Below are 22012 nucleotides of genomic sequence, written 5' to 3' on the forward strand. Positions count from 1 at the left end.
GGCACGACCGCAGGGCGTTTCAACCGCCCTGCTTTGCCGCGTAGTCCTGCGCCTGGCGCATCACCCGCAGCAGGTTGCCGCCCCAGATGCCGGCAATCTGCTGCTCGGTGTAACCCTTGCGCAGCAGCCACGCGGTGATCTTCGGCAGCTGGCTGACATCGGGCAGGTCGCTCAGGCCACCGCCGCCATCCCAGTCCAGGCCGATGCCCACGTGCTCGGGGCCGACCACCTTGAGGATGTGCTCGAAGTGGGCGAAGAAGTCGTCGAGGCTGGCATGGCGCACCGGGTGCTCGTGGTCCAGCGCCTGCTCGGCCTTCAGCAGGGCGACGCCCTGCTCGATGCCCATGCCTTCCCAGCCACCCAGCTGCTTGCTCAGCGCTTCCTCGGCCTGCTTGCGCTCGGGTGTCTTTGCGGTGTCGATCAGGTAGCCGCCATAGGCGTTCACCTGGATCACGCCGCCGGCCTTGGCCAGCTTGCGCAGGCGCGCGTCATCAAGATTGCGCGGGTGGTCGTAGACCGCCTTGGCTGAGCTGTGCGACAGCACGAAGGGCACCGGCATCATTGCCAGCAGGTCATCGAACACCGCGTCGGACGCATGCGACTGGTCGATCACGATGCCCAGCTTCACCGCCTGCTGCACCAGGCCCTTGCCGGCCGGGCTCAGGCCTTTCCATTCCGCTCCCTTGGGGTCGGTGGCTGAATCGGCGAACTCGTTGTTGGCGAAGTGCACGGTACTGAGCAGGCGCAGGCCGGCACGGTGGTAGAACGAGAGCAGGCTGGGGTCTTCCACCAGCGGGCTAGCGTTTTCCATGCTGATGTAGACCACGCGCTTGCCGGCGGCCTTGATGCGTGCCGCGTCATCGGCGCTCAATGCCAGCGCGAAACGCTCGGGATTGGCGGCCAGCATTTCGCGGATCTCCAGCAGCCGCTGCAGGCCATGGTCACGCTCGGCGAGGTGCGCGGCTGGGCTGCGGTCGCCCTGATCGGTGTAGATCGCCCAGAAGCCACCGTCCAGCGCGCCCTCGACCATGCGCGGGTAGTCCACTTGCGAGAGTGCGTTGCGGTCGTGGCGCTGCTCGATGTCGAAGCCGGTCCGGCCGAAATTGGCCGGCGTATCCAGGTGGCTGTCGAGCGTGACCAGGCGCTGCTGCAGCGCCTTGGCGCGGGCCAGTTCCTGTGCGCTGAACTCGATGGCATGAGCCGACAGCGGCGCACACAGCGCCAGGGCAAGCACGACGGACAGGTGGCGCAACGATGGCATGGGCTCTCACCGGCAATGGGAAGAGCCCGACCATAGCGCTGCAGCCGGCAGATTTGTAGAGCCGGGCTCACGCTCGGCTGCCAGGCACCGCGAGTCGAGCATGAATCGTATTCACGGCCCAGCGGCCAGCTTCCCGCGCATTGCGATGCGTTCGAAACAATGGCGCCCCCAGGATCAGGTGGCGCGGCTCGCCTCTACATCGTCCCGCGGTCAGTCGACCACGCGGCAGAACACGGCCTTCAGGTAACGCGATTCCTGCACGTGGGCCATGAACGGATGGTCCGGACCCGCACCAGCGACCTTCAGGATCTGGATCGTGCGGCCGGAGAAATAGGCCGCGCGGCGCAGCATGTCGAGGAACTGGTCCTCGGCCACCAGGCCGGTGCAGGAGAACGTGGCGAACAGGCCGCCCGGCTTGACCACGCCCAGCGCCAGCTTGTTCATGTCCAGGTACTTCTTCAGCGCAGTGATGACCTGGTCGCGGTCGCGGGTCATCTTCGCCGGATCCAGGATCACCACGTCGTACTGCTCGCCGCGGTTGGCGGCGTCGCGCAGCCACGGGAAGATGTCGGACTGGATGAACTTCGGGCGCACGTTGTTCAGGCGCGAATTGCCCTTGGCGATCTGGATGACGTCCTCATCGATGTCGATGCCGACCACTTCCGAAGCGCCGCGCGCAGCGGCATACACGGCGAAACCGCCGGTGTTGCAGCACAGGTCCAGCACGCTCTTGCCTTCCACCTGCTGGCTCAGCCACTCGCGGTTCTCGCGCTGGTCGGCGAAGAAACCGGTCTTGTGCGCGCCGGCCGGGTCGGCGCGGAACTTGATGCCGTACTCGGTGATCACCGACGCTTCGGTGGTGGTGTTGCCGTGGAAGTCGAAGCTCTCCTGCTTCTGCACGTGTTCGTCGGCGAAGCTGTGGAAACGGCAGCCCGGGAACTGCTCGCGCAGGGCGTCGTAGATCCATTCGCGGTGGCGGAACATGCCGGCGGCGAAGAACTCGACCACCACCAGGTCGCCGTAGCGATCCACCACCAGGCCGGACAGGCCGTCGCCTTCGCTGTGCACCACGCGCCAGGCGTCGGAGACCGCGTCGAGCTTCAGCACCTCACGGCGCAGCGACACCGCCTGGGCGATCTTGCGCGAGAACCAGCCGGCATCGACCGGCACGTTCTGGTCGGTTTCGAGGATGCGCACGGCGATGCGCGAGTGCCCGTTGTAGAACCCGCGGCCAATGAACTCGCCATCGATGCCGATCACGTCGACGATGGAACCGGGCTTGGGCCGGACGGTCGGTTTCTCGACCAGTTTCTGGAAGATCCACGGGTGGCTGGAACGCCACGCATTCTTGAGGCGGACAATCGGAAGGGGGGTATTCATCCACCTATTGTAGCCGGGGGGCGCTTTCGTAGAGTCGAGCTGGCGCGACGGGCGTTGCTGAACGGCCCGGGCAAGGCGTGCCAACCAAGGTTGGCACCTACCAGAGCGGGGACCCCGGCCACCGGGCATTTGACGGCAGCCCGGCCAGGCCGCAGAATCGGCCCCAGAAGGGGAGTAGCTCCCAGACGTTGTCGCCGTCATTTCGAGCCCGCAGGCTCCGGTGCAACGGCAGTTCCAGCCGACTGGAACTGCGAGCGAGACCTTCGCCGTACTGGCGAAGCTCTGTCCCTGGATCCCCCTCCCGATCCTCCGTTGCAGATCCTCGCCGTCCGGCCTGGCATTCATCTTTCCAACGGACATTCCCAATGCAGACGATCGGTAACGTGTGGTTGTGGGGCGGCTTTGCAGCGGTGGTGGTCATCGCCCTGCTGGTCGACCTCGTGTTGATGCGCCATGGTGGACCGCACAAGGTCACCTTCAAGGAGGCCCTGTGGTGGTCCATCGGCTGGGTCGCGCTGGCCCTGCTGTTCAATGCGGGCCTCTGGTACTACCTGAATGAGACCGCCGGCCAGGTGGTGGCCAACAAGGTCGGCCTCGAATTCCTGACCGGCTACCTGGTCGAGAAGGCGCTGGCGGTCGACAACATCTTTGTGTTCCTGATGATCATGAGCTACTTCGCGGTGCCGGAGGAGCAGCGCCAGAAGGTGCTGATCATCGGCATCCTGGGTGCGATCGTGCTGCGTACGATCATGATCTTCGCCGGCAGCGTGCTGATCAGCCAGTTCCATTGGCTGCTCTACGTGTTCGGCGCCTTCCTGCTGTTCACCGGCTGGAAGATGTGGTTCGCCGCCGGCCAGGAGCCGGACCTGGAGACCAATCCCGCCCTGCGCTGGATGCGCAAGCACCTGCGCCTGCTGCCGGACTATGCCGGCAACGCACTGAGCGTGAAGCGCGACGGCGTGCGCTGGTTCACCCCGCTGTTCGCGGTGCTGATCCTGATCGCGGTCACCGACGTGATCTTCGCCGTGGACAGCATCCCGGCGATTTTCGCGATCACCACCGACCCGTTCATCGTGCTCACCTCCAACGTGTTCGCGGTGCTGGGCCTGCGCGCGATGTTCTTCCTGCTGGCCGGCATGGCCGACCGCTTCCACCTGCTGCCGTATGGCCTGGCGCTGGTGCTGGGCTTCATCGGCATCAAGATGATGATCATCGACCTGTTCAAGATCCCGACCCCGGTGTCGCTGGGCGTGGTCGCGGTGATCATCGCCGCCACCGTGGTACTGAGCCTGAAGTACCCGCCGAAGGAAGGCTCCGGCCACGCCTGATCATGGCCGGCCGGCGGGATTGTCCCGCCGGCCGCACCCACTCTCCCGTTGCGGTGGCCTTGGTTTCGCGCCAACCACCGCCATTGCTGAGGTATGAACAACAACGCGCCCCTGCCCGCTGGCGACGTGCCGGCCCCCCGCAATGACCGCTCGCGCATCCTGCGGGCGTTCAATGTCAGCCTGGCCGCCGTGCTGGTGCTGGTGGCCGTGTTCGCCCTGCAGGGCACGTTCGACTGGCGACCGTGGGCAGTCGCGCCGCTGGAAGCCAAGGGTCTGCTTGGCCTGATCGGCGGCCCGATGCTGCATGCCTCGGTCGAGCACATCGCCGCCAACAGCATCGCGATCCTGATCCTCGGCACGCTGGCCGGCAGCGTCTACCCGAAAGCCACCGTGCGCGCCCTGCCCCTGCTGTGGCTGGGCTCGGGCATCGGCGCGTGGATGCTGGGCAATCCGGGCAGCGTGCACCTGGGCGCCAGCGGCGTGACCCACGGCCTGATGTTCCTGCTGGCCAGCCTGGGCCTGCTGCGCCGCGATCGCGCGGCCATCGCCACCGGCCTGATCGGCATGCTGTTCTACGGCGGCATGCTGATGACCATCCTGCCGCACGCCGATGGTGTGTCCTGGCAGTCGCACATGGGCGGCGCCTTCGCCGGCATCATCGCTGCGCTGCTGTTCCGCAACGCCGACCCGCTGCCGCCGCGCCCGCGCTACAGCTGGGAAGACGAAGAAGAAGACGTCGAACCGCTGGCCGACGACGAGCTGGAGCCGCCGTCACCGCAGCGCGTGCCGGTGCTGTGGCAGCCGCGCGAGGGCCAGGACTACGTGGTGATCCCGTTCCGCCGGCCGGACGAGCCGCGCGGCTGAAAATGCCCCGGTAGTGCCGGCCGCTGGCCGGCAACCTCATGAAGCGGTAGTGGCCGACCTTGGTCGGCACTCCTGCCGTGTGCCAACCAAGGTTGGCATCTACCAGAGCCCGTCAGTTCGCCGTATTCCCCGCCGCGCCCATCCCATCCACCGCCTGCCGGCCCAGTGCCGGGTCGTCGGTGAAGAAGGCATCGATGCCGGTGGCCAGGTAGGCGCGCATCTCGGCAATTGACCCCTCGGCATTGCGCGCGTTGTCGGCGCCCTTGCGCAGGTTGCTGGCCTGGAAATGGTTCTCCGGGCGGAAGGTATACGGAATCACCATCAGGCCCACTGCATGTGCGTCCTGTACCAGCGTGGTCGGTGTCCCCAGTGCACCCTTGGCGTCCAGCGGAATGATCGAGCGCAGCTCCGGGCCGATGCTGTCGGCGTAGCTGGCAATGTCCTTCAGTCCGGCCGGCGTCATCATCTGCGCGTAGGTCAGCTTGCCACCGGCCTTGGCGATGTCGGCCGGCTGGGTATCGCCTTTCCAAAGCAGCTGCAGCAGGCGGATGTTGCTGCCCCGCCCGATCTTGCCGCGCAGGTAGCGCAGGTTGGCGGTCTCGAACGACTGGATGGTGACCGGGCCCACGTTGGTATAGGCGTTGCCGCGCAGCGCGGCCAGCAGCTTGTCTTCCATCGGCAGGCCGATCGACTGGAAGTAGGTCGGATGCTTGATCTCCGGCACCAGGCCGATGCCGCGGTTGGCGCGGCCGGCCTGCTGCACCAGGAACGCAAGGATCTCGTCGAGGCTGGCGATGCGGAACTGGCCATCGTAGGCGGTGCTGCGCAGTTCCGGCAGGCGCTCACGCGCGTACAGCGTCTTCAGCTCGGCCAGGGTGAAGTCTTCGGTGAACCAGCCATCGACCTTCTGCCCGTCGATGACCTTGCTGGTGCGGCGGCTGGCGAATTCCGGATGCGAGGCGACATCGGTGGTGCCACTGATCTCGTTCTCGTGGCGGGCCACCATCACCCCGTCCTTGGTCATCACCAGGTCCGGTTCGATGTAGTCGGCGCCATCGGCGATGGCCTGCGCATAGGCCGCCAGGGTGTGCTCGGGCAGCAGTGCGCTTGCCCCGCGGTGGCCATAGACCGACACCTTGTGCGCGGCCGGGGTGGAGGATTCAGCACTCATGGCCACCGATGGTGCCACGGCCAGCGACAACAGCAACGCACAACCCCACGACTTCACTGCGACTTCCCCAAGCGGTATGTGATGGGCGTCAGTATGCGGCGGCAATGTGACAGGTGGGGGAAGCGGGCGCGGGGTCGGATCCCCGAAAGGCTTCGATCCAGTTGATGCCGCATAGGCCGCTGCACTATTTGCAGATGCTGGGGCGCTCGGGGAATTCTTCCAAGCCGATGGCACTCTCAGGCAGCCTGCCCCAGAGGAAGTGCGTTAAGTTCCGCACGAGCATCCCGCCAGGCGGGATAGTGCTGCTGTAGTAAGGCGATGAAGTGTTCGCTGTGTGTAGGCTCGATCAGATGGATCATCTCATGCACGATTACGTATTCGAGCAGGTCTCGAGGCTTCTTTACCAGTTCCGTGTTGAGCCGAATATGAGCGTGCAGGTGGTTACAGCTGCCCCATTTGGTCTTCATGCGTTGTAGGAAATATCCCTTCAACTTCACCCCGATACGTTGTTCCCAATGTGCGATCAAAGGCGGAATCGCTTCATGCAATAGGGATCGCTGCCAATGTCGATAAATGGCCTCGCGTCTGGCTGCGTTGGCTCCAGGACGAACCTGTAGAGTGATGCGCCGGTGATCCATCTTCACCACAGGTAAGGCGTCATGCTCCACCACCGTGAGCAGATAGCGACGCCCCCAGATGTAATGACTTTCCCTCGTGACAAACTGGCGGGTTGTTTCACGTGCCTGTGCCTGCAACTGCGCCTGTTGCTGACGAATCCAGCGCAATTTGGACACGGCATAGGCACGCGCCACTTCCAGCCGTGTGCCAGTCGGCGCCACGAGCGTCACCCGACCTTGGGGCGGATGCACGGAAAGATGGACGTTCTTCACCGCCTTGAAGATGACGGAAATGTCCAGCTTGCCCAAGCGGATAAGCGTCTGTTTCATCAGTAACCCGGCTGAGTTTTCAGTAGATCGAATAGCTTGAATGTGGCCTTTCGGTCGCGGCCGGTCAGCGGATACAGGATGTTCAGTACGATGCGCTCCTTGGCTTCATCCCCCCGCCATCCCGCCGGGGCTTCGTCCCGCATCAGGCGGTCAACCCTCAGTGCCAAGAAGGCCCACGGGTCTCCGTAATCGGTCTGTAGCTCTTTGGCTGCAGCATCCGTATGGGAAAGTGCATCGCCCGATATGATGCCGGGCAGATTGCGATAGATGACCAAAGCACCGGCATTGCCGTGCAACATGGCGGGCTCATCAAGGTCATGTTGTTTCGCCCGATGCCTCTTCAGAATGTCTTCTGCCTTGCTGAGGAATGCTTCGTAAGCTTCAGTGCCTTCACGGCTTTGCTGGATCAGGTCGTCGAGCAACTTGGACATCTGCTCATAGAAGCGCGGATCGGTCAGGCGGTCGCGGATGATGGTCTTGCGGACGTTGTTGATGATGGTTTCCGCAATGGCGTTCTTCGACAGCTTCCCCTTCTCGTTGAGCTTCTTGGCGATTGCATCGTGGATGCCGGTCTCGATGATCAACTCGGTCAGCGACAGTTCGGCCAAGTCCCCCAATGCCTGCGCCGGTTCGGCCTGGATGTAAGTATTGATGAGGTGGCGCATGTCGGCCTCGTAGGGCTTGATGTCCAGTTCCTCGCCGCTGTAATGCTTGATGGCCGAACGCACCTCGGCATAGAACTCGGTTTCCTGCCGCAGGGTGTTGGCTTTGCTTTCTGAGTAACCCGCCTCAGTCAGGTTCAGGGCGATGTCCGCGAAGGCACGCAGATAGGTCGCCACCGCCTTGTAGAAGGCAATACGCAGCGCCTCGCTTTCCAGCAGCGCCTCCGGATCACCGGCGTGGCCGCAGAAATAGTGGATGAACTGCTCCAGCTCACGCGGCTGCGGCACCGGCTCGCACAGGTAATGCAGCGCTTCACGGGCCTCGTCCAGTTGCTTGCGGCCTTCGTCCAGCCAATTTTTCAGATGGACGTTGTTGTCGCCGCCATTGCCCGCATCGATGTCCAACTCGTGGGAGCTGTACACCGCAATGGCCTGCTGCACGTCACCGAAAAGCTCCTTGTAATCGACAATATGACCATAGTCCTTGTCGTCACCGTCAAGCCGGTTGGTACGGCAGATGGCCTGGAACAGATTATGGTCGTGCAGTTCGTTGTCCAGGTAGATGTAGGAACAGCTGGGTGCATCGAAACCGGTGAGCAGCTTGCTGACCACAATCAGCAGCTTCATGCTGGCAGGCTCTTCGATGAAGCGTCGCTTGGTTTCTTCTTCGTACTGCTTGGTGGCTTGGCCGGCACGCAGCACATGCTGCTTGTAGGTGTCGTATTTGAAGCGTTCGTCGCTGCCGGCCGATTCTTTCGAGATGGCAACCGGGTTGGGTTCGTACGAGGTGATGATGCCCACATGGGGGCCGAAATGCGTATTCTGGAACAACCGGAAGTAATGGCAAGCATCGTAGATCGAAGCCGCCACCAGAATCGCCGTGCCACGATCATTGTCCAGACGGGGCTTGAGGCTGAAATCCTCGATGATGTTGGCGACGATGCGATCCTTGCGCTCCTTGGCGCTCATCAGTTCTTCCATGGTGGCCCAGCGCCTGCGCAGGACTGATTTCTGAAAGTTGTTCAGTCCGCGCGTTTTCTTCTCGAACCAGGCATCGATGGCCGTGCGTGAAGTCAGTCGCTGCGGCACATCCCGCGCCTCGTACTTCAGGTCCAGAACCACCTTGTCGGCCACGGCTTCGTGGAACTTATAAGTGTGGATATACGTGCCGAATACTTCACGTGTGGTCTGCCGGTCCTTGCGCAACAACGGTGTGCCGGTGAAGCCGATGAAGATGGCTTCGGCCAGCCAGCGCTTCATCTGCTTGTTCATGTTGCCGCCCTGGGTACGGTGGCATTCGTCCACCAACACGTAGAAGCGTCCATGGATAGGCGGTGGTGCGCCCTTCAGATCGGCCGCATCGAATTTGTGAATCAGCGCGCACAACAAGCGCGGTAGGGTGGCACCGAGTTTTTGCACGAAGTCTGCGCGTGATGTGATGCGAGGGGAAGCAGATCCCTCGCCGATCACCCCGGCGTTGCGCATCACGCCTTCGATCTGCTTGTCCAGTTCGTCGCGGTCGGTCACTACTAGCACCCGCGCCTGTGGGTCACGCTCCAGCAACCACTTGGCCAACAACACCATCAGGATGCTCTTGCCGCTGCCCTGAGTGTGCCAAATCACGCCACCCTCGTGTTTGACGATACGATCCTGCGCAGCCTTGATGCCTTGGTACTGGTGCTGCCGAGGCACCTTCTTGAAGCCCGCGTCGAAGATCACGAAGTTGCGGATCAAATCCAGCAACCGCGCCTTCCCGCACATCTGAGCCAACGGACGATCCAGCAACGCGCCAGCTGTTACCTTGGTTGACGGTTGCTCATCCTTCCACTGCACGAAAAACTGTTCCGGAGTGCCAGTGGTGCCATAGCGCAGGCCTTGCGCATCACTGCCTGCCAGCAGCAACTGCACAGTGCTGAAGAAGCCCTGATTGAAGGTTTCCTCCTGATTGCTGCGCAGCTGGCGAATACCATCACCCACATCAACCGAGCTACGTTTGAGCTCGATCACCGCCACCGCCAGGCCATTGATGTACAAAATGATGTCCGGCCGGCGGGTGCTCCCGCCACGTAGCGTCACTTCCTCAGCCAACGCGAAGTGATTGCGCTCGGGCTCTCCCCAGTCGATCAACTGTACTGTCTCATGCGATCGGCCCGCCGAGATCTGCACCGGCACGCCGTAGCGCAACAACTGGTAGGTACGCAGGTTGGCCTGATAGGGCGTGATGCCGGTAACATCCACCGCGACTTCCAGCTTCTGCAAGGCGGCGCTAATGTGTGCGGGGGAGTACCCGCGGGCGGCCAAGTTGGCGCGCAGCAACTCGGTTTCGACGGCGCGGTTATTGTCGCGCTTGCTCCAATTGCCCAGGTGTTCGTAGCCCAGGCCTCCATTGGCCAGTGGAGTGGCAAACAGCTGCGCCACGCGGTCTTGGCTGTTGCGCTCGGAACGCGGCATGAGTTGGGTCATCGCATCATTCCTTCGTGCTTCCATTCGGAGGGGTCGCCAGTTCCCGCTCGATCTGTTCGATGCTCGGCAGGCTGGTTTGTAGCTCCTTCGGCAGGGATTCCACCAGCTTGTATTCGGCAATGCCCATTGGCTGCGACTTGTCGCCCAAAGCGTACTCGGCCACTACCTTGTTCTTGCTCTTGCACAGCAGCAGTCCGATGCTCGGATTGTCCTGCGCGTGCTTCACTTGCCGATCCACCGCCGTCAGGTAAAAGCCCAGTTGCCCCAAATGCTCGGGCTTGAACCTGCCGGCCTTCAATTCGATCACCACGTAGCAGCGCAGCTTGAGGTGGTAGAACAATAGGTCGATGAAGAACTCCTCGCCACCCACGTCCAGCAGCACTTGCCGCCCGACGAAGGCAAAGCCCGCGCCCAGTTCCAGCAAGAAATCGGTGACGTGTTGTACCAGCGCCTTCTCGATTTCGCGTTCCTGTGCTTCCTCGCCCAGGCCGAGAAAATCGAAGCGGTACGGATCTTTCAGCGACTCGATGGCTAGATCGGACTGCGGTGCAGGCAGGCGCTGATCGAAGTTGGTAATGGCCTTGCCCGTGCGCTCCAGCAGGCGGGTTTCGATATGGATGTTCAACATATTGCGCGACCAGCCATATTCGATGGCCGCATGGGCATAGGCCAGGCGCTCCATTGGCGCTTTCAGGCGGTCCAGCAATACCAGGTTGTGGCCCCACGGCAATTGTGCAGCAGCCTGTTGCACAATTTCGGCATCCGGCCAGGCCTCGGCAAACGCCCTCATGTACTTGAGGTTACGAGGCGAAAAGCCCTTCATGTCCGGGAAGGCAGCACGCAGGTCGTGCGCCAACCGCTCGATCACCTTCGCACCCCAGCCCTGCTCGGCCTGCCGCGCCAGGATGTCGCGGCCAATCTGCCAGTACAGCTCCACCAACTCCCGATTAACCGCCAGCACTGCACGCTGCTGCGCGGTGTGAATGCGCCCCTTGAGCTCGGACAGCCAGTCGGAGTAGCCCTGGGGAACGGGGATCAGAGAGCTGAGTTCATCGGTCATTGGCGTTCCATCTTCTGCGTTATCCGTGGGCAGCACAGGGGCGCGCGACCTATTCAGACCAGCCGCGTCCTGCCGGTCAGCAGTTCCTGCATCATGGCCTGCTTGAGGGCGCGGATCTTGGCGTGGCGGGTTTCGAGGGCAGTGATTTCGGCGTCCATATCGGTGAGGATGGTCGCGATAGCCTGTTGCTCTTTAATACACGGAAAAGGAACCTTCAAACTCCCTAACGATCCGCGAGATATCCTTTTGTGAGTCGTGCCTCCGACTTGATCCAAAACCATCCTGAACCACTCATCAGTTGAGAAGACTTGGATGAGAAAATTTCGATCAGCAGTTCCTGGGAGGGGTCGGAAGATAGTGACATCCACTGAAGTAATAATTCGACCTTCGCCGATGTCAGGCAGGATACATGCCCGGCCAGCAGGTTCCGCCAAGCGGCAGATAAGAATGTCCCCTACTTTTAGCTCTTTACATTTTAGTTTCTCAAAGGACGATTCATAAATGTATTTTTTAGCGCCTTTCTCTAAAAACTGACCGACCCCAATATTGCCGGTCTGAACCAACCGAATCCCTTCGTCGGTAATATGCTCTGCCTCAACCCAATCACCGTCATCGAATAGAGTTTTTTGGTATTCGGCAATTTCTAAAAGTGAGCGTACCTCCCATGCCCCACTGAACCCCGGCAGGCGGGTTTGGCCGGTGAGGAGTTGCTGCATGGTGGCCTGTTTGATGGCGCGCTTTTTGTCGATCAGGCGATCTAGTCCGTCCAGCAGCGCGTCCATGTCGCTGAGGGCAGTGGCGATGGCGCGTTGTTCATCATGACTTTGTGGCAATGCAACACGATAACTGTGTATATCATTTCGGTTAAGGGTCGGAACCCCGGAGCCAGAAGCAAACCGTTCAAAGCGCAAAAAACAATAGAGGTAGTAGATAAACTTTGAGTTGTTGCCATTAAAGCGCGTAACCCAGAGAGAAGTGTTATGAGGCCAATAGTCATACTCGACAAAATGAACTTTTCCAAGAGTTCCAGAACGACCCGTGACAACCCCAGGGCCTTTGGCCATTGCAACGGAGTGTGTGCCCTCGATCCCATTGGAATAAACGATTGGATATAATCCTTCTGAAATATTCCGAATTGGAAGATCAAAACCACGTTGCAGAGGAGCGATTCCTGAAATCGCTTTGACCCCCCAATCCTCCGGAATCACCCCCACTTCCGTCTGCTTGTACCCCGGCTTCAGCTCCATACCGCGCCCATCTTCTTCAGGTGCGCTTCCACCTTGGCACTGAGATCTACCACATCATCTTCCAGCTTGGGCAGCGGGGTGTCGTAGCGTTCGGCCAGTTCGCGGATGCGCTGGGCGAGGGTTTGCGAAATGCGTTCCAGCTCCTGCCGCACATCGGCTTGCAGGCTGGCCAGCCATTTTTCTTCCACCACCAACGTTTTGACCTCGGCTTCGCTCAGAGTGAAGTAGTGGTCATAGGCTTGACGGTCGAGTTCCACCTCCAGCGTTTTGACGGTTTTCTTCAGTGCGGCTTCGCGGGCACTGAGTTGCTGCCACTGCTTGAGCGCGGCGCGTTCATCAGCACTGTCGGAATCATCACCAATTTCGGCGAGGCGGTCTTTGACCTGCGCGGCGTTGATCTTGTCGAAACCTGCGAAGGCACCGTCTTCGCCACCGTGTTCTTCTTCCAGTTCGGCAATCTGGCTGGTAACGCCTTCCAGTTCGGCCTGCTTCGCCTCCAGTTCAGCTTGCTCGTCAGAAAAGTGACGAGCGACGACGTAGGGCTTGGGCAGCAGGTCGCAGGTCCAGCCCTTGTCCCTGGTTTTGCCCTTCTTGTCGGTCTCAAGGATGCGCCGGGGTAGCGCCACCCAGCCATCGGCAGCAATCAGGTAGGCGTCGTCCTGCATCGCCTCGGCCCAGTAGTCCATCAGGTGCTGGTAAATGTCGTAAGGGTCAAGCAGCGGTGCAGCGTGGAAGGTGGTGAGCAGGATTTCAGAGACCTGCACGATCAGCGCCTTGGGTTTGTCGCCAAGCTGGATGCCGGTGAACAGCGGCATGACGGCCTGCTGCCATTTGCCAAACAGGGTTTCCACCTTGTTGCGGAATTGCCGGAATTGCGGATGGGCCAGGATAACGGAACGCACTTCGGCTATCGGCTGGCGCAGCCGCGCATAACCGGGGCGTTCGGCCTCGAACAGCGCCTGGCGCAGGGCAGGCATTTCCTGCCAGTCGGCGGCGAAGGCGTCGATGTCGCGCTCGGGGATGCCGCCGTTGAGGTGGGCGTCGATGTCGTGCAGGTCTTCCGGCTCGCTGCTTTCGATGTAGCGCGGTAGGTTGAGGTTGTAGTCGTTGCGCTCGCTGGCGATTTCATCCAGCGGCACCATGCGCGCATAGCGCGGTTCGTCCACGCCCCGGCGGAAGGTGTCGACAATGCGGTGAATGTCCTGCTCACGCAAGCGGTTTTTGGGGCCGTCCTTCATGAAACCTTTGCTGGCGTCGATCATGAAGATGCCCTTACGGGCGCTGGCGTTTTCCTTGTCCAGCACCAGGATGCAGGCGGGGATGCCCGTGCCGTAGAACAGGTTGGCGGGCAGGCCGATGATGCCTTTGAGCATGCCGGAGCGCACCAGTTGCCTGCGGATGTGGGCTTCGACATTGCCACGGAACAGCACGCCGTGCGGCAGGATGACGGCGCCCCTGCCGGTGGTGGCTTTCATGCTGCGGATAATGTGCAGCAGATAGGCGTAATCGCCCTGCTTGGCGGGCGGCTCGCCCCAGGTGAAACGGTGGTACGGGTCGTTGACCGGGTTGAGGCCGGTGGACCATTTCTTGTCGGAGAACGGCGGATTGGCCACCACGTAGTCGTAGGTTCGCAGTTGTTCGCCGTCCTTGAACTTGGGGTTCACCAGCGTGTCACCACTGAAGATGGTGGCACTGGGGAAGTCGTGCAGGATCATGTTCATTCGCGCCAGGCCGGCAGTGGTTACGTCCTTCTCCTGCCCTTCCAGGGTGATGTGTCGACCGGCCTCGGCTGCCACCTTCAGCAGAAGCGAACCCGAACCACAGGTCGGGTCATAGGCGGTGGTGGGGCCTCTGGCGTTGGCGTGCGAGATTCCGATCACCTGGGCGATGACGCTGCTGACTTCGGAGGGCGTGTAGAACTGCCCCTTGCTCTTGCCGGAATCCTGGGCGAAGTGGCGCATCAGGTATTCGTAGGCATCACCGAGCAGGTCGTCGTTGTCGGCGCGGTTGTTGGCGAAGTTCAGCTCGGGCTTTTCGAAGATTGCGATCAGGTTGCCCAGCCGCTCGACCATGGCCGCGCCTTCACCGAGCTTGTTAGGGTCGTTGAAGTCGGGGAAGTCACTGCGCGCCAACTTGGCATTGTGATCGATCAGCTTCTGGATGACCTGGATGTTGATCTTGTCACCAATGTCGTCCCTACCTTTGAGCGCCACCATGTCCTTGAACGACGCGCCGGGGGGGATGAGCACGGCTGGGGCGAAGTCGTCGCTGCCAGCGTACTTGTCGCTGATGTACTTGATGAACAACATGAACAGCACGTAGTCCTTGTACTGGCTGGCGTCCATGCCGCCGCGTAGTTCGTCGCACGATGCCCAGATGGAGCTGTAGAGGTCGGATTTCTTGACGACCCCGCTACGTGCGGGAAGTGCCTTGGGTTCAGACGTAGCAGCTGTCTGCTTCCCAGATGGCCGAACTGACGTCGACTGCTTTTTCAGCTGTGGCACCTTCGCTTCACGCACTTTCGCAATTCTCACTGATTGATTGTTGACCGCATGGACCGCTTTTACGAGGGAGACCGAACCGCCGCGGCCTCGACCGGGTACGATTCGCCCCTCCTCGATCAGCCGCCGTTTGGCGCTGTCATACGTCGATTCTTGCCAGCCCAGTACCTCTCGAAGGCGCAGGTTCCCGGCGGAACCACCCATTGCTTCAAGCGTGCTGATGAATCGGTTGGCCTTCTTCTCGGTACTTGTCACTTCAATATCCATCGTTGTTGCACGCTTGGCATCTGCCAGCGTGCCTTTTCATTGGTCCGCAGTATTTCGCCTTCCAGCCCGTCAATCTACTTCCCGATGCAGAAGCTGGAGAAGATCCTTCCCAGCAGGTCATCCGCACTCATCTGCCCGGTGATCTCGCCCAGCGCGTCATGCGCCAGCCGTAGTTCCTCGGCGGCCAGTTCCAGGTGCTCATGCGCCAGCTCACCATCGGCGCGCTGCGCATGTTCCTGCGCGCGCTCGATCGCATCCACATGGCGCGTGCGTGCGGAGAACTCGCCGTCCACCTGCTCGCCTGCCCCGGCCGAGGCAATCGAACGCAGGCGCGCATGCAGATCTTCGAGTCCGGCGCCGGTGGCCGCCGAAACGAACACCCGATCCGGATCGTCCAGCGTCGGCAGCGCCGTCAGCAGATCCGACTTGTTGTGGATGTAGACCTTGTGCGGCACCGCCGCCACGGCATCGCCCAGCGCCGCTTCGCCCGCAGCCGGATCGCGCGCATCCAGCACGATCAGCGCCAGGTCCGTACGCTCGATTTCCACGTGCGCGCGGCGCATGCCTTCGCGTTCGATGGCGTCGCCGCCGTCGCGCAGGCCGGCGGTGTCGACCAGGGTCAGTTCCAGGCCATCCAGGCGGATGGTCTCGCGCAGGGTGTCGCGGGTGGTTCCGGCGATGTCGGTGACGATGGCGCGCTCGCTGCCGGCCAGCGCGTTGAGCAATGAGCTCTTGCCCGCGTTCGGCGGACCGATCAGCACCGCATGCAGGCCGTCGCGCAGGCGACGGCCGCGTTCGGCGTCGCGGCGCAACAGGGCCAGATCACTGCGCGCCTGTTCCAGCCCACGCTGCACCTGTGCTCCACCGAGGGTATCCAGCGGTTCGTCGGCGAAGTCGATGGCCGCTTCCACATGGATGCGCAGCAGCACCAGCTGTTCGACCACGGCGTCGATGCGGCGCGAGAACACACCATCCAGCGAACGGCGTGCAGCGCGCGCGGCACGATTGTCGCCCGCGGCGATCAGGTCGGCGATGGCCTCGGCCTGGGCCAGGTCGAGCTTGCCGTTGAGGAACGCCCGTTCGCTGAACTCACCCGGGCGCGCCTGGCGCGCACCGAGCGCGATGCAGCGCGCGACCAGTTGCTGCAGCAGCACCGGGCTGCCATGGCCCTGCAGCTCCACCACCTCTTCGCCGGTGAAGCTGTTCGGTGCCGGGAACCACAGCACGATGCCATCGTCGATGACCTCGCCGTCGGCATCACGCAGGCGCGCGTAGTGCGCGTGGCGCGGACGCAGTGCAGGTGCACCCAGCGCATTGGCAATCGCTGCAGCGCGCGGGCCGGACAGGCGCAGCAGGCCGACACCGCCGGCGCCGGGCGCACTGGCGATGGCCACGATGGTGTCGGTGCGGATCGCGTCGTTCATGGCTCAGAGTTTCTCCAGCTGCGCACGCGCCTGGGCCGCGCCGCTGCCCTGCGGCTGCAGCGCCAGGTAGGTGGTGTAGGCCTGTTTGGCCTTGGCCTTGTCGCCCGCGTTGAAGTAGGCGTCGCCCAGGTTGAGATAGGCCACGGCGCGCGAGGGGTCGATCTTCAGTGTGTTCTCCAGCCAGCGCGCCGCTTCGGCATAGCGCTGCTGGCGGTAGTAGACGAAACCGAGGTTGTTGGCGGCCTGGGCGAAGTCCGGGCGCAGCTTCAGCGCCTCGGTGAACTGGGCTACCGCTTCGTCGTACTGCTTCTCGCGGTACAGCTGCAGGCCACGGTCATTGGCCTGCTGCGCGCGCTGGCGGTCGGACGCAGGGCCTGCGGTGGGCACCACCAGCTTGGCCTTGCCACCCTGCAGGTCGGCCACGGTTACCGGTGCCTGGCTGCCCTTGGCCTCGCTGGCGGCATCGACCTTGTTGTTCAGCGCGATCGCATCGGCGGTCAGCTGGCGCGTATCGGCGTTGAGGAATTCCTGGCTGTCCGGCACCTGGAACACGAACTCGCCGCCCTGCGAGCCGGGCAGACTGCCGAAGGCCGGGGTCTGGTGCGAGACCGCCGAGACCGCCGGCGCCACGTAGGCGGCCAGTTCGGTACCGGTGATCAGGCCGTCGCCGTTGAGGTCGCCCTTGCCGGCCAACGCCTGCAGCAGCACCCAGGTGAACACCGAATGGCCGTTCGGGCCGGCATCGGCCACCTGCTGGTCGGCACCACCGGCGGTCAGCATCTGCCGCGCGCTGCGGCGGGCGTTCTCGCGCAGGAACGACGACGACGACGGGCCGCCACGGGTCAGGCCGAGGCCGCTGTAGCAGGCATCCATCACGAACATCACATGCTTGGCCTGCATGCTTTCGGCGATGTTCTGGATGTCGGTCATCGCGATCGCGTCGGTGGCGAATTCCTTCGGATCCGAATCGACCGGGATGATGTAGCCAAGGTCGCGCCCGGAGGCGAGCTGGCGGGTCGCGCCATGGCCGGCGAAGAACACGAAGACGCGATCGTTCTTGCCGGTGCGGTCGTCGGCCAGGCGGTCGTGGAAGGCGGCCAGGATGTTGTTGCGGGTGGCCTGCTCGTTCTTCAGCACGATCACCTGCGAGGACGGGAAGCCGAACTGCCCGGTCAGGGTATCGGCCACCGCCTGCGCATCGTGGCTGGCGTACTCCAGCTTCGGCCATTTGGCGTAGGTGTCGATGCCGACCACGATCGCCCATGACTTCTCGTAGCCGGTGGTGACGGTGGCGGCACCGGCGTCGCCCTTTCGCGCACGGGCGACGGTGAAGTCGCGGCCATTCCAGCCGGCGAACTGGTAGCCATCGGCGATCAGCCGGTCGAGGATCTGCGGCAGCGCCTTCACCGCACGATCGTGGATGTCGTGGAACAGGATGATGCCGCGCTGTTCCTTGTTCACCTGGTCGAGCACGCGCTGCACGATCGACTCCGGTACCGGGTCGGCCCAGTCCATCGAGTCGATGTTCCACATGATCGACTTCAGCCCGGCCTCGTTGAGCAGCTGCAGGCCTTCGGCGTTGCGCGCGCCGTACGGGAAGCGGAACAGCGGCGCGCGCTTGCTGTCCACGTCCTTCAGCAGCGTGTCGGTGTCCAGCACCTGCTGGCGCAGCGCATCACCGGTGGTGCGCGACAGCTGGGCATGGGTCAGGCTGTGGTTGCCCACAGCGTAGCCCTCCTCCATCAGGTTACGGCTGATCTTCGCCATCGGGCCCAGGCTGACCTTGCCATCGGCCTCGACCTTGCCCAGGTTTCGGCCCACTTCGAAGAACACGCCCGGCACGTCGTAGCGCTTGAGGATGGCCACCACTTCATCGGTGTAGGCCTTGTGCGGGCCATCGTCGAAGGTCAGCACCACGGTCTTGGCCGGCAGGTCGCGGCCGAAGATCTCGCGGTCGCTGTCCTTCATGGACATCGGGTACGGCTCGATCACCCCGTAGTCGCGCAGGATCGCTTCGCGGCTGTAGTCCTTGTGCAGGTGCGCGATGTAATCGTCCCACTTCTCGCGCTTCAGCTCGATGGCGCGGGTGCGCTCGAAGCGGCTGAAGATGCGGGTCAGTTCCTGGTTGTAGTTGCGTTCAATCTCGTCGAGCGCCTCCAGGTCCTCGCCGATGCGCTGATGCAGCTTCACCGCCTGCAGCGACGAATCCGTGCCAATGCGCTCATGCAGATCACGCAGCACTTCGCGGAAGGCCAAGCGGTCGGCATCGAACAGTTCCGGCGCCGACTCGATGTAGTCCAGCACGGTGCCGAGGGTGGCGAAGCGCTGCGGACTGGAACCGCGCAGCAGGGTGTCGAACTGCGTGGCGATGGCCGTACGTTGTTCCAGGCCATCATGGAACAGCTGCTGGCCCACACGCGTGGAGGTGCCGCGGTCGGCGGCCGACTGCTGTTCTTCGTCGGCCAGCAGCACGATGATCCGACGGTAACCGTCGAGCTGCTTCTGCAGCGCAGCCAGCAACGGCGCGGCGGCGGGATCGGCGGCGGCGGCTGCCTGCGCGCTGGGCTGGGTCACGCCGGTTACCGGTGCCTTCGCGTCTTTGTCGCCACAGCCGGCAACGACCAGGGTCAACAACAGCGAGGGCAGGAACAGGCGGAACGACGACGCACGCGGCATGGCGGACTCGATGGATGGAGGAACGGTGTGCCGGCGATTCTAACGCCGCATGCGAAAAGCCCGCCTTGCGGCGGGCTTCTGCGGGTCGGTCGGGGCTCAATGGCAGTCGACCAAGGTCGACTCTACAAAGCCGGCGACCTGCCGGTCGGATTACTTCTTTTTGACCGGGGCCGGGGCGGTGGTGGCCGGGACCGGCTCGCCGCCATGGCGCTTGGTCATCCACCACTGCTGCAGCAGGCCCAGGCCGCCGTTGACCACCCAGTACAGGACCAGGCCGGACGGCATGAAGGCCATCATGACGCCGAACACCAGCGGCATGAACTGCATCATCTTCTGCTGCATCGGGTCCATGCCCGGTGCCGGGGTCAGCTTCTGGGTGAACCACATCACTGCCACGTTGATGACCGGCAGGATGAAGTACGGGTCGCGTGCGGTCAGGTCCTGGATCCAGCCGAACCAGGGCGCCTGGCGCAGTTCGACCGATTCCACCAGCACCCAGTACAGGGCGAAGAAGATCGGCATCTGGATGAGGATCGGCAGGCAGCCCCCCATCGGATTGATCTTTTCCTTCTTGTACAGCTCCATCATCGCGGTCTGGAACTTCTGGCGGTCATCGCCATAGCGTTCCTTCAGCTGCGCGATGCGCGGCTGGAAACGACGCATCTTGGCGCCGCTCTTGTACTGGGTCGCCGACAGCGGGTACAGCACCAGCTTCAGCAGCACCACCAGGCCGACGATCGCCCAGCCCCAGTTGCCGACCAGCTTGTGCACCTGGTTCAGCACCCAGAACAGGCCCTGGCCGATCACCGCCATCATCGAGAAGCGGCTGTAGTCGACCACGCGGTCCAGGCCCGGCACGTCTTCCTTGGCAATCAGGTTGACCAGCTTCGGGCCGACCCACAGGCGGGCTTCGGTGCTGGTGGACTGGCCCGGGGCCACGGTGAAGGCCGGGCCACGCGCTTCGATCAGGTCACGACCGGCCACCTGCGACAGCACGTAGTGTGCGGTCTGGTCCTTCTGCGGGATCCAGGCGGTGAAGAAGTGGTGCTGCAGCATCGCCAGCCAGCCGCCGGTGATGTTCTGGTTCAGCGTGCCGTCTTCCAGGTAGTCCTTGAACGCACGACGCTGGTACTTCTTGTCGTTGTCGTACCAGGTGGCACCGTTGAAGCTGAAGGAATCCGGGTTGGTCATGCTCCGCGACAGGATGGTCGGGGTGCGGTCCAGGGTGCGGTAGACGTAGCCGTTCCACGGCGCGGCGCCGGCGTTGCTGACTTCATCCTTGAAGCGCACGGCATACTCGTTGCGCGAGACGGTCAGCGTGCGCTTGATGGTCACGCCGTTGTCGGCGGTCCACACGAACGGGATCTGCAGCTCGTTCTGGCCCTTGGCCAGCACGAAGTCCTTGGTGTCACCGACCAGCTTGAAGCCGTCGGCGCCGGGGACCGGGGTGTTCTTGTCTTCGCTGGCCCAGCCACTGATCGCGCTGTACGGGTGCGCGGGGTCTTCGGTCAGCAGGCGGACCGGCGGGCTGCCTTCGTCCTTGGTCTGCGGGAACTGCAGCAGCTCGGCATCGAGCACGCGACCGCCGTCGAGCACCAGGCGCAGCACGTCGGTGGTGACGGTCACGCGCTGGCTGGCCGGGGTGGCGCTGGCCTGGGCCTGCACAGCGGCCTGGCCGGGGGCACCCGGCACCTGGGCGCTGGGGATGGCGCCCGGGGTTGCGCCCGGAACGCTCTGTGCGGCGGCCGGGGCCGACGTGGTCGTCGGTGCCGGGGTCGGAGCAGCCTTTTCACGGCTCCACTCCATCCACAGCAGCACGGCCACCATCAGCCAGGCAAAAATGAGGAATACGCGGGTCTGGTTCATCAGCGGACAGGCTCGGCGGGGCCGGGACGCGATGCCGGCTCGGTCAAAGAAGGAGTTGCGATGCCATCAGGCGGCGGCATTGTGCCGTCCACGCCCGGCGTGGGCAATGCACGCAGGCGACGCAGCAGGCGCAGGAAGGCCTGGCGGATCTCGTCGTTGCTGGCGGAACGCGCAGCACTACGAGCCACGACGACAAAGTCGCCTGGCTGGATATCGGTACGTGTCTGACGCAGGATGTCGCGCAGGACGCGCTTGATCCGGTTACGCCCGACGGCGTTCGGATCAACCTTGCGGGAAACCGCCAGACCCAGCCTGGCCGGCCGGTCAGCCGGCAGCCAGTGCAGGGTCATCAGCGGATCGGACACACGGCGGGCGCCGTTGAAGACCGTTGAGTATTCGGCACGCGTGCGAACCCGCGCAGAGCGAGGGAATCGCTTGCGCGGGTCTGCAGTATTCACTGTCGAAGGGATTGCGTCTGCCGCGATGTGCGGCATGGCAATCAGGCGCTCAGGACTTTGCGGCCCTTGGCGCGGCGACGCGACAGGATCTTGCGGCCGTCAGCGGTCTTCATACGGGCACGGAAGCCGTGGTCGCGCTTACGCTTGAGGTTGCTGGGCTGGTAGGTGCGCTTCGTGGCCATTGGGGGCCTCTCGTATGAATGGGACGGAAAGAACCGGAAATTCTAGAGAGGTACCCCGCCCCAAGTCAACCCCTGGCAGCTACGCGAATTCACTGGGCTGTGCAATAGCTGTGGATGTTTTTGTGAATAAGTAGGGGACAAGCATTCCGAAGGCGGGCGCTCGGTGGTAGTCTGAGCCATCCATTTCCCCCCTTTCCGGCCTGTGTTTGGGCGCCTTGTCGCGTCCATGCCCCGGCCACCGGACGATTATTGCTG

General features: G+C 63.0%; 15 protein-coding genes. 2 read left to right on the plus strand and 13 right to left on the minus strand.

The window, feature by feature from the left end:
• Positions 1-19 precede the first annotated feature (19 nt).
• Positions 20-1261 (minus strand): dipeptidase, encoded by a 1242-nt coding sequence (locus ACZLIB_RS22950; RefSeq protein ID WP_099490221.1) that lies wholly within the window; start codon positions 1259-1261, stop codon positions 20-22.
• A 210-nt stretch (positions 1262-1471) separates the two neighbouring features.
• Positions 1472-2641: a class I SAM-dependent rRNA methyltransferase gene (locus tag ACZLIB_RS22955; protein ID WP_478468838.1), complete on the minus strand. Its 1170-nt coding sequence runs from the start codon at positions 2639-2641 to the stop codon at positions 1472-1474.
• Positions 2642-3006: 365 nt separating this feature from the next.
• Here ACZLIB_RS22955 and ACZLIB_RS22960 point away from each other — a divergent pair, with 365 nt between their 5' ends.
• Positions 3007-3969, plus strand: coding sequence for a TerC family protein (locus tag ACZLIB_RS22960; protein ID WP_005411722.1), 963 nt, complete (start codon positions 3007-3009; stop codon positions 3967-3969).
• Between the two features lie 93 nt (positions 3970-4062).
• On the plus strand, positions 4063-4833 hold the full coding sequence (locus ACZLIB_RS22965; protein ID WP_049400340.1) for a rhomboid family intramembrane serine protease: 771 nt from the start codon (positions 4063-4065) through the stop codon (positions 4831-4833).
• Between the two features lie 112 nt (positions 4834-4945).
• On the opposite strand, the gene ACZLIB_RS22970 is transcribed toward ACZLIB_RS22965, so the two are convergent.
• The 11 genes from ACZLIB_RS22970 to rpmH all read right to left on the minus strand — a co-directional run bounded on the left by ACZLIB_RS22970 (position 4946) and on the right by rpmH (position 21757).
• Entirely contained in the window at positions 4946-6061 is a 1116-nt protein-coding gene (locus ACZLIB_RS22970) for a glycerophosphodiester phosphodiesterase (RefSeq protein ID WP_478468839.1), read from the minus strand.
• Between the two features lie 179 nt (positions 6062-6240).
• Positions 6241-6951 carry a M48 family metallopeptidase gene (locus ACZLIB_RS22975; RefSeq protein WP_049462898.1) on the minus strand — a complete coding sequence of 237 codons (711 nt, stop codon included), beginning with the start codon at positions 6949-6951 and terminating at the stop codon, positions 6241-6243.
• Positions 6951-10076, minus strand: a complete 3126-nt coding sequence (locus ACZLIB_RS22980; protein WP_478468840.1) for a type I restriction endonuclease subunit R — start codon at positions 10074-10076, stop codon at positions 6951-6953. The genes ACZLIB_RS22975 and ACZLIB_RS22980 overlap by 1 nt, the downstream gene beginning before the upstream one ends.
• Before the next feature lie 4 nt (positions 10077-10080).
• Positions 10081-11136 (minus strand): PDDEXK nuclease domain-containing protein, encoded by a 1056-nt coding sequence (locus ACZLIB_RS22985; protein ID WP_049462896.1) that lies wholly within the window; start codon positions 11134-11136, stop codon positions 10081-10083.
• A gap of 53 nt (positions 11137-11189) precedes the next feature.
• Entirely contained in the window at positions 11190-12383 is a 1194-nt protein-coding gene (locus ACZLIB_RS22990) for a restriction endonuclease subunit S (protein WP_478468841.1), read from the minus strand.
• Positions 12374-15151, minus strand: coding sequence for a type I restriction-modification system subunit M (locus ACZLIB_RS22995; RefSeq protein WP_478468843.1), 2778 nt, complete (start codon positions 15149-15151; stop codon positions 12374-12376). Before ACZLIB_RS22995 ends, ACZLIB_RS22990 begins: the two co-directional genes overlap by 10 nt.
• 74 nt (positions 15152-15225) lie before the next feature.
• Positions 15226-16575, minus strand: a complete 1350-nt coding sequence (mnmE, locus tag ACZLIB_RS23000; RefSeq protein ID WP_121504962.1) for a tRNA uridine-5-carboxymethylaminomethyl(34) synthesis GTPase MnmE — start codon at positions 16573-16575, stop codon at positions 15226-15228.
• 3 nt (positions 16576-16578) lie between these two features.
• Positions 16579-19251 (minus strand): polysaccharide deacetylase family protein, encoded by a 2673-nt coding sequence (locus ACZLIB_RS23005; RefSeq protein WP_478468844.1) that lies wholly within the window; start codon positions 19249-19251, stop codon positions 16579-16581.
• 150 nt (positions 19252-19401) lie between these two features.
• Positions 19402-21117 carry a membrane protein insertase YidC gene (gene yidC / locus ACZLIB_RS23010; protein ID WP_049399025.1) on the minus strand — a complete coding sequence of 572 codons (1716 nt, stop codon included), beginning with the start codon at positions 21115-21117 and terminating at the stop codon, positions 19402-19404.
• On the minus strand, positions 21117-21611 hold the full coding sequence (gene rnpA / locus ACZLIB_RS23015) for a ribonuclease P protein component (protein WP_021203275.1): 495 nt from the start codon (positions 21609-21611) through the stop codon (positions 21117-21119). Before rnpA ends, yidC begins: the two co-directional genes overlap by 1 nt.
• A 5-nt stretch (positions 21612-21616) precedes the next feature.
• The gene (rpmH, locus tag ACZLIB_RS23020; protein ID WP_005411729.1) at positions 21617-21757 is read right to left on the minus strand and encodes a 50S ribosomal protein L34; all 141 of its coding nucleotides are present in this window, start codon (positions 21755-21757) and stop codon (positions 21617-21619) included.
• Between the last annotated feature and the right edge of the window lie 255 nt (positions 21758-22012).

Source organism: Stenotrophomonas sp. 220_Sma, from assembly GCF_056487375.1.

Excerpts from the sequence above, each read along its gene's own strand:
- ACZLIB_RS22995 (WP_478468843.1), bottom strand. The coding sequence starts at position 15,151 with ATGGATATTGAAGTGACAAGTACCGAGAAGAAGGCCAACCGATTCATC.
- ACZLIB_RS22980 (WP_478468840.1), bottom strand. The coding sequence starts at position 10,076 with ATGACCCAACTCATGCCGCGTTCCGAGCGCAACAGCCAAGACCGCGTG.
- ACZLIB_RS22975 (WP_049462898.1), bottom strand. The coding sequence starts at position 6,951 with ATGAAACAGACGCTTATCCGCTTGGGCAAGCTGGACATTTCCGTCATC.
- ACZLIB_RS22960 (WP_005411722.1), top strand. The coding sequence starts at position 3,007 with ATGCAGACGATCGGTAACGTGTGGTTGTGGGGCGGCTTTGCAGCGGTG.
- yidC (WP_049399025.1), bottom strand. The coding sequence starts at position 21,117 with ATGAACCAGACCCGCGTATTCCTCATTTTTGCCTGGCTGATGGTGGCC.
- ACZLIB_RS22950 (WP_099490221.1), bottom strand. The coding sequence starts at position 1,261 with ATGCCATCGTTGCGCCACCTGTCCGTCGTGCTTGCCCTGGCGCTGTGT.
- rpmH (WP_005411729.1), bottom strand. The coding sequence starts at position 21,757 with ATGGCCACGAAGCGCACCTACCAGCCCAGCAACCTCAAGCGTAAGCGC.
- ACZLIB_RS22955 (WP_478468838.1), bottom strand. The coding sequence starts at position 2,641 with ATGAATACCCCCCTTCCGATTGTCCGCCTCAAGAATGCGTGGCGTTCC.
- rnpA (WP_021203275.1), bottom strand. The coding sequence starts at position 21,611 with ATGCCGCACATCGCGGCAGACGCAATCCCTTCGACAGTGAATACTGCA.
- ACZLIB_RS22965 (WP_049400340.1), top strand. The coding sequence starts at position 4,063 with ATGAACAACAACGCGCCCCTGCCCGCTGGCGACGTGCCGGCCCCCCGC.
- ACZLIB_RS22990 (WP_478468841.1), bottom strand. The coding sequence starts at position 12,383 with ATGGAGCTGAAGCCGGGGTACAAGCAGACGGAAGTGGGGGTGATTCCG.
- mnmE (WP_121504962.1), bottom strand. The coding sequence starts at position 16,575 with ATGAACGACGCGATCCGCACCGACACCATCGTGGCCATCGCCAGTGCG.
- ACZLIB_RS23005 (WP_478468844.1), bottom strand. The coding sequence starts at position 19,251 with ATGCCGCGTGCGTCGTCGTTCCGCCTGTTCCTGCCCTCGCTGTTGTTG.
- ACZLIB_RS22985 (WP_049462896.1), bottom strand. The coding sequence starts at position 11,136 with ATGACCGATGAACTCAGCTCTCTGATCCCCGTTCCCCAGGGCTACTCC.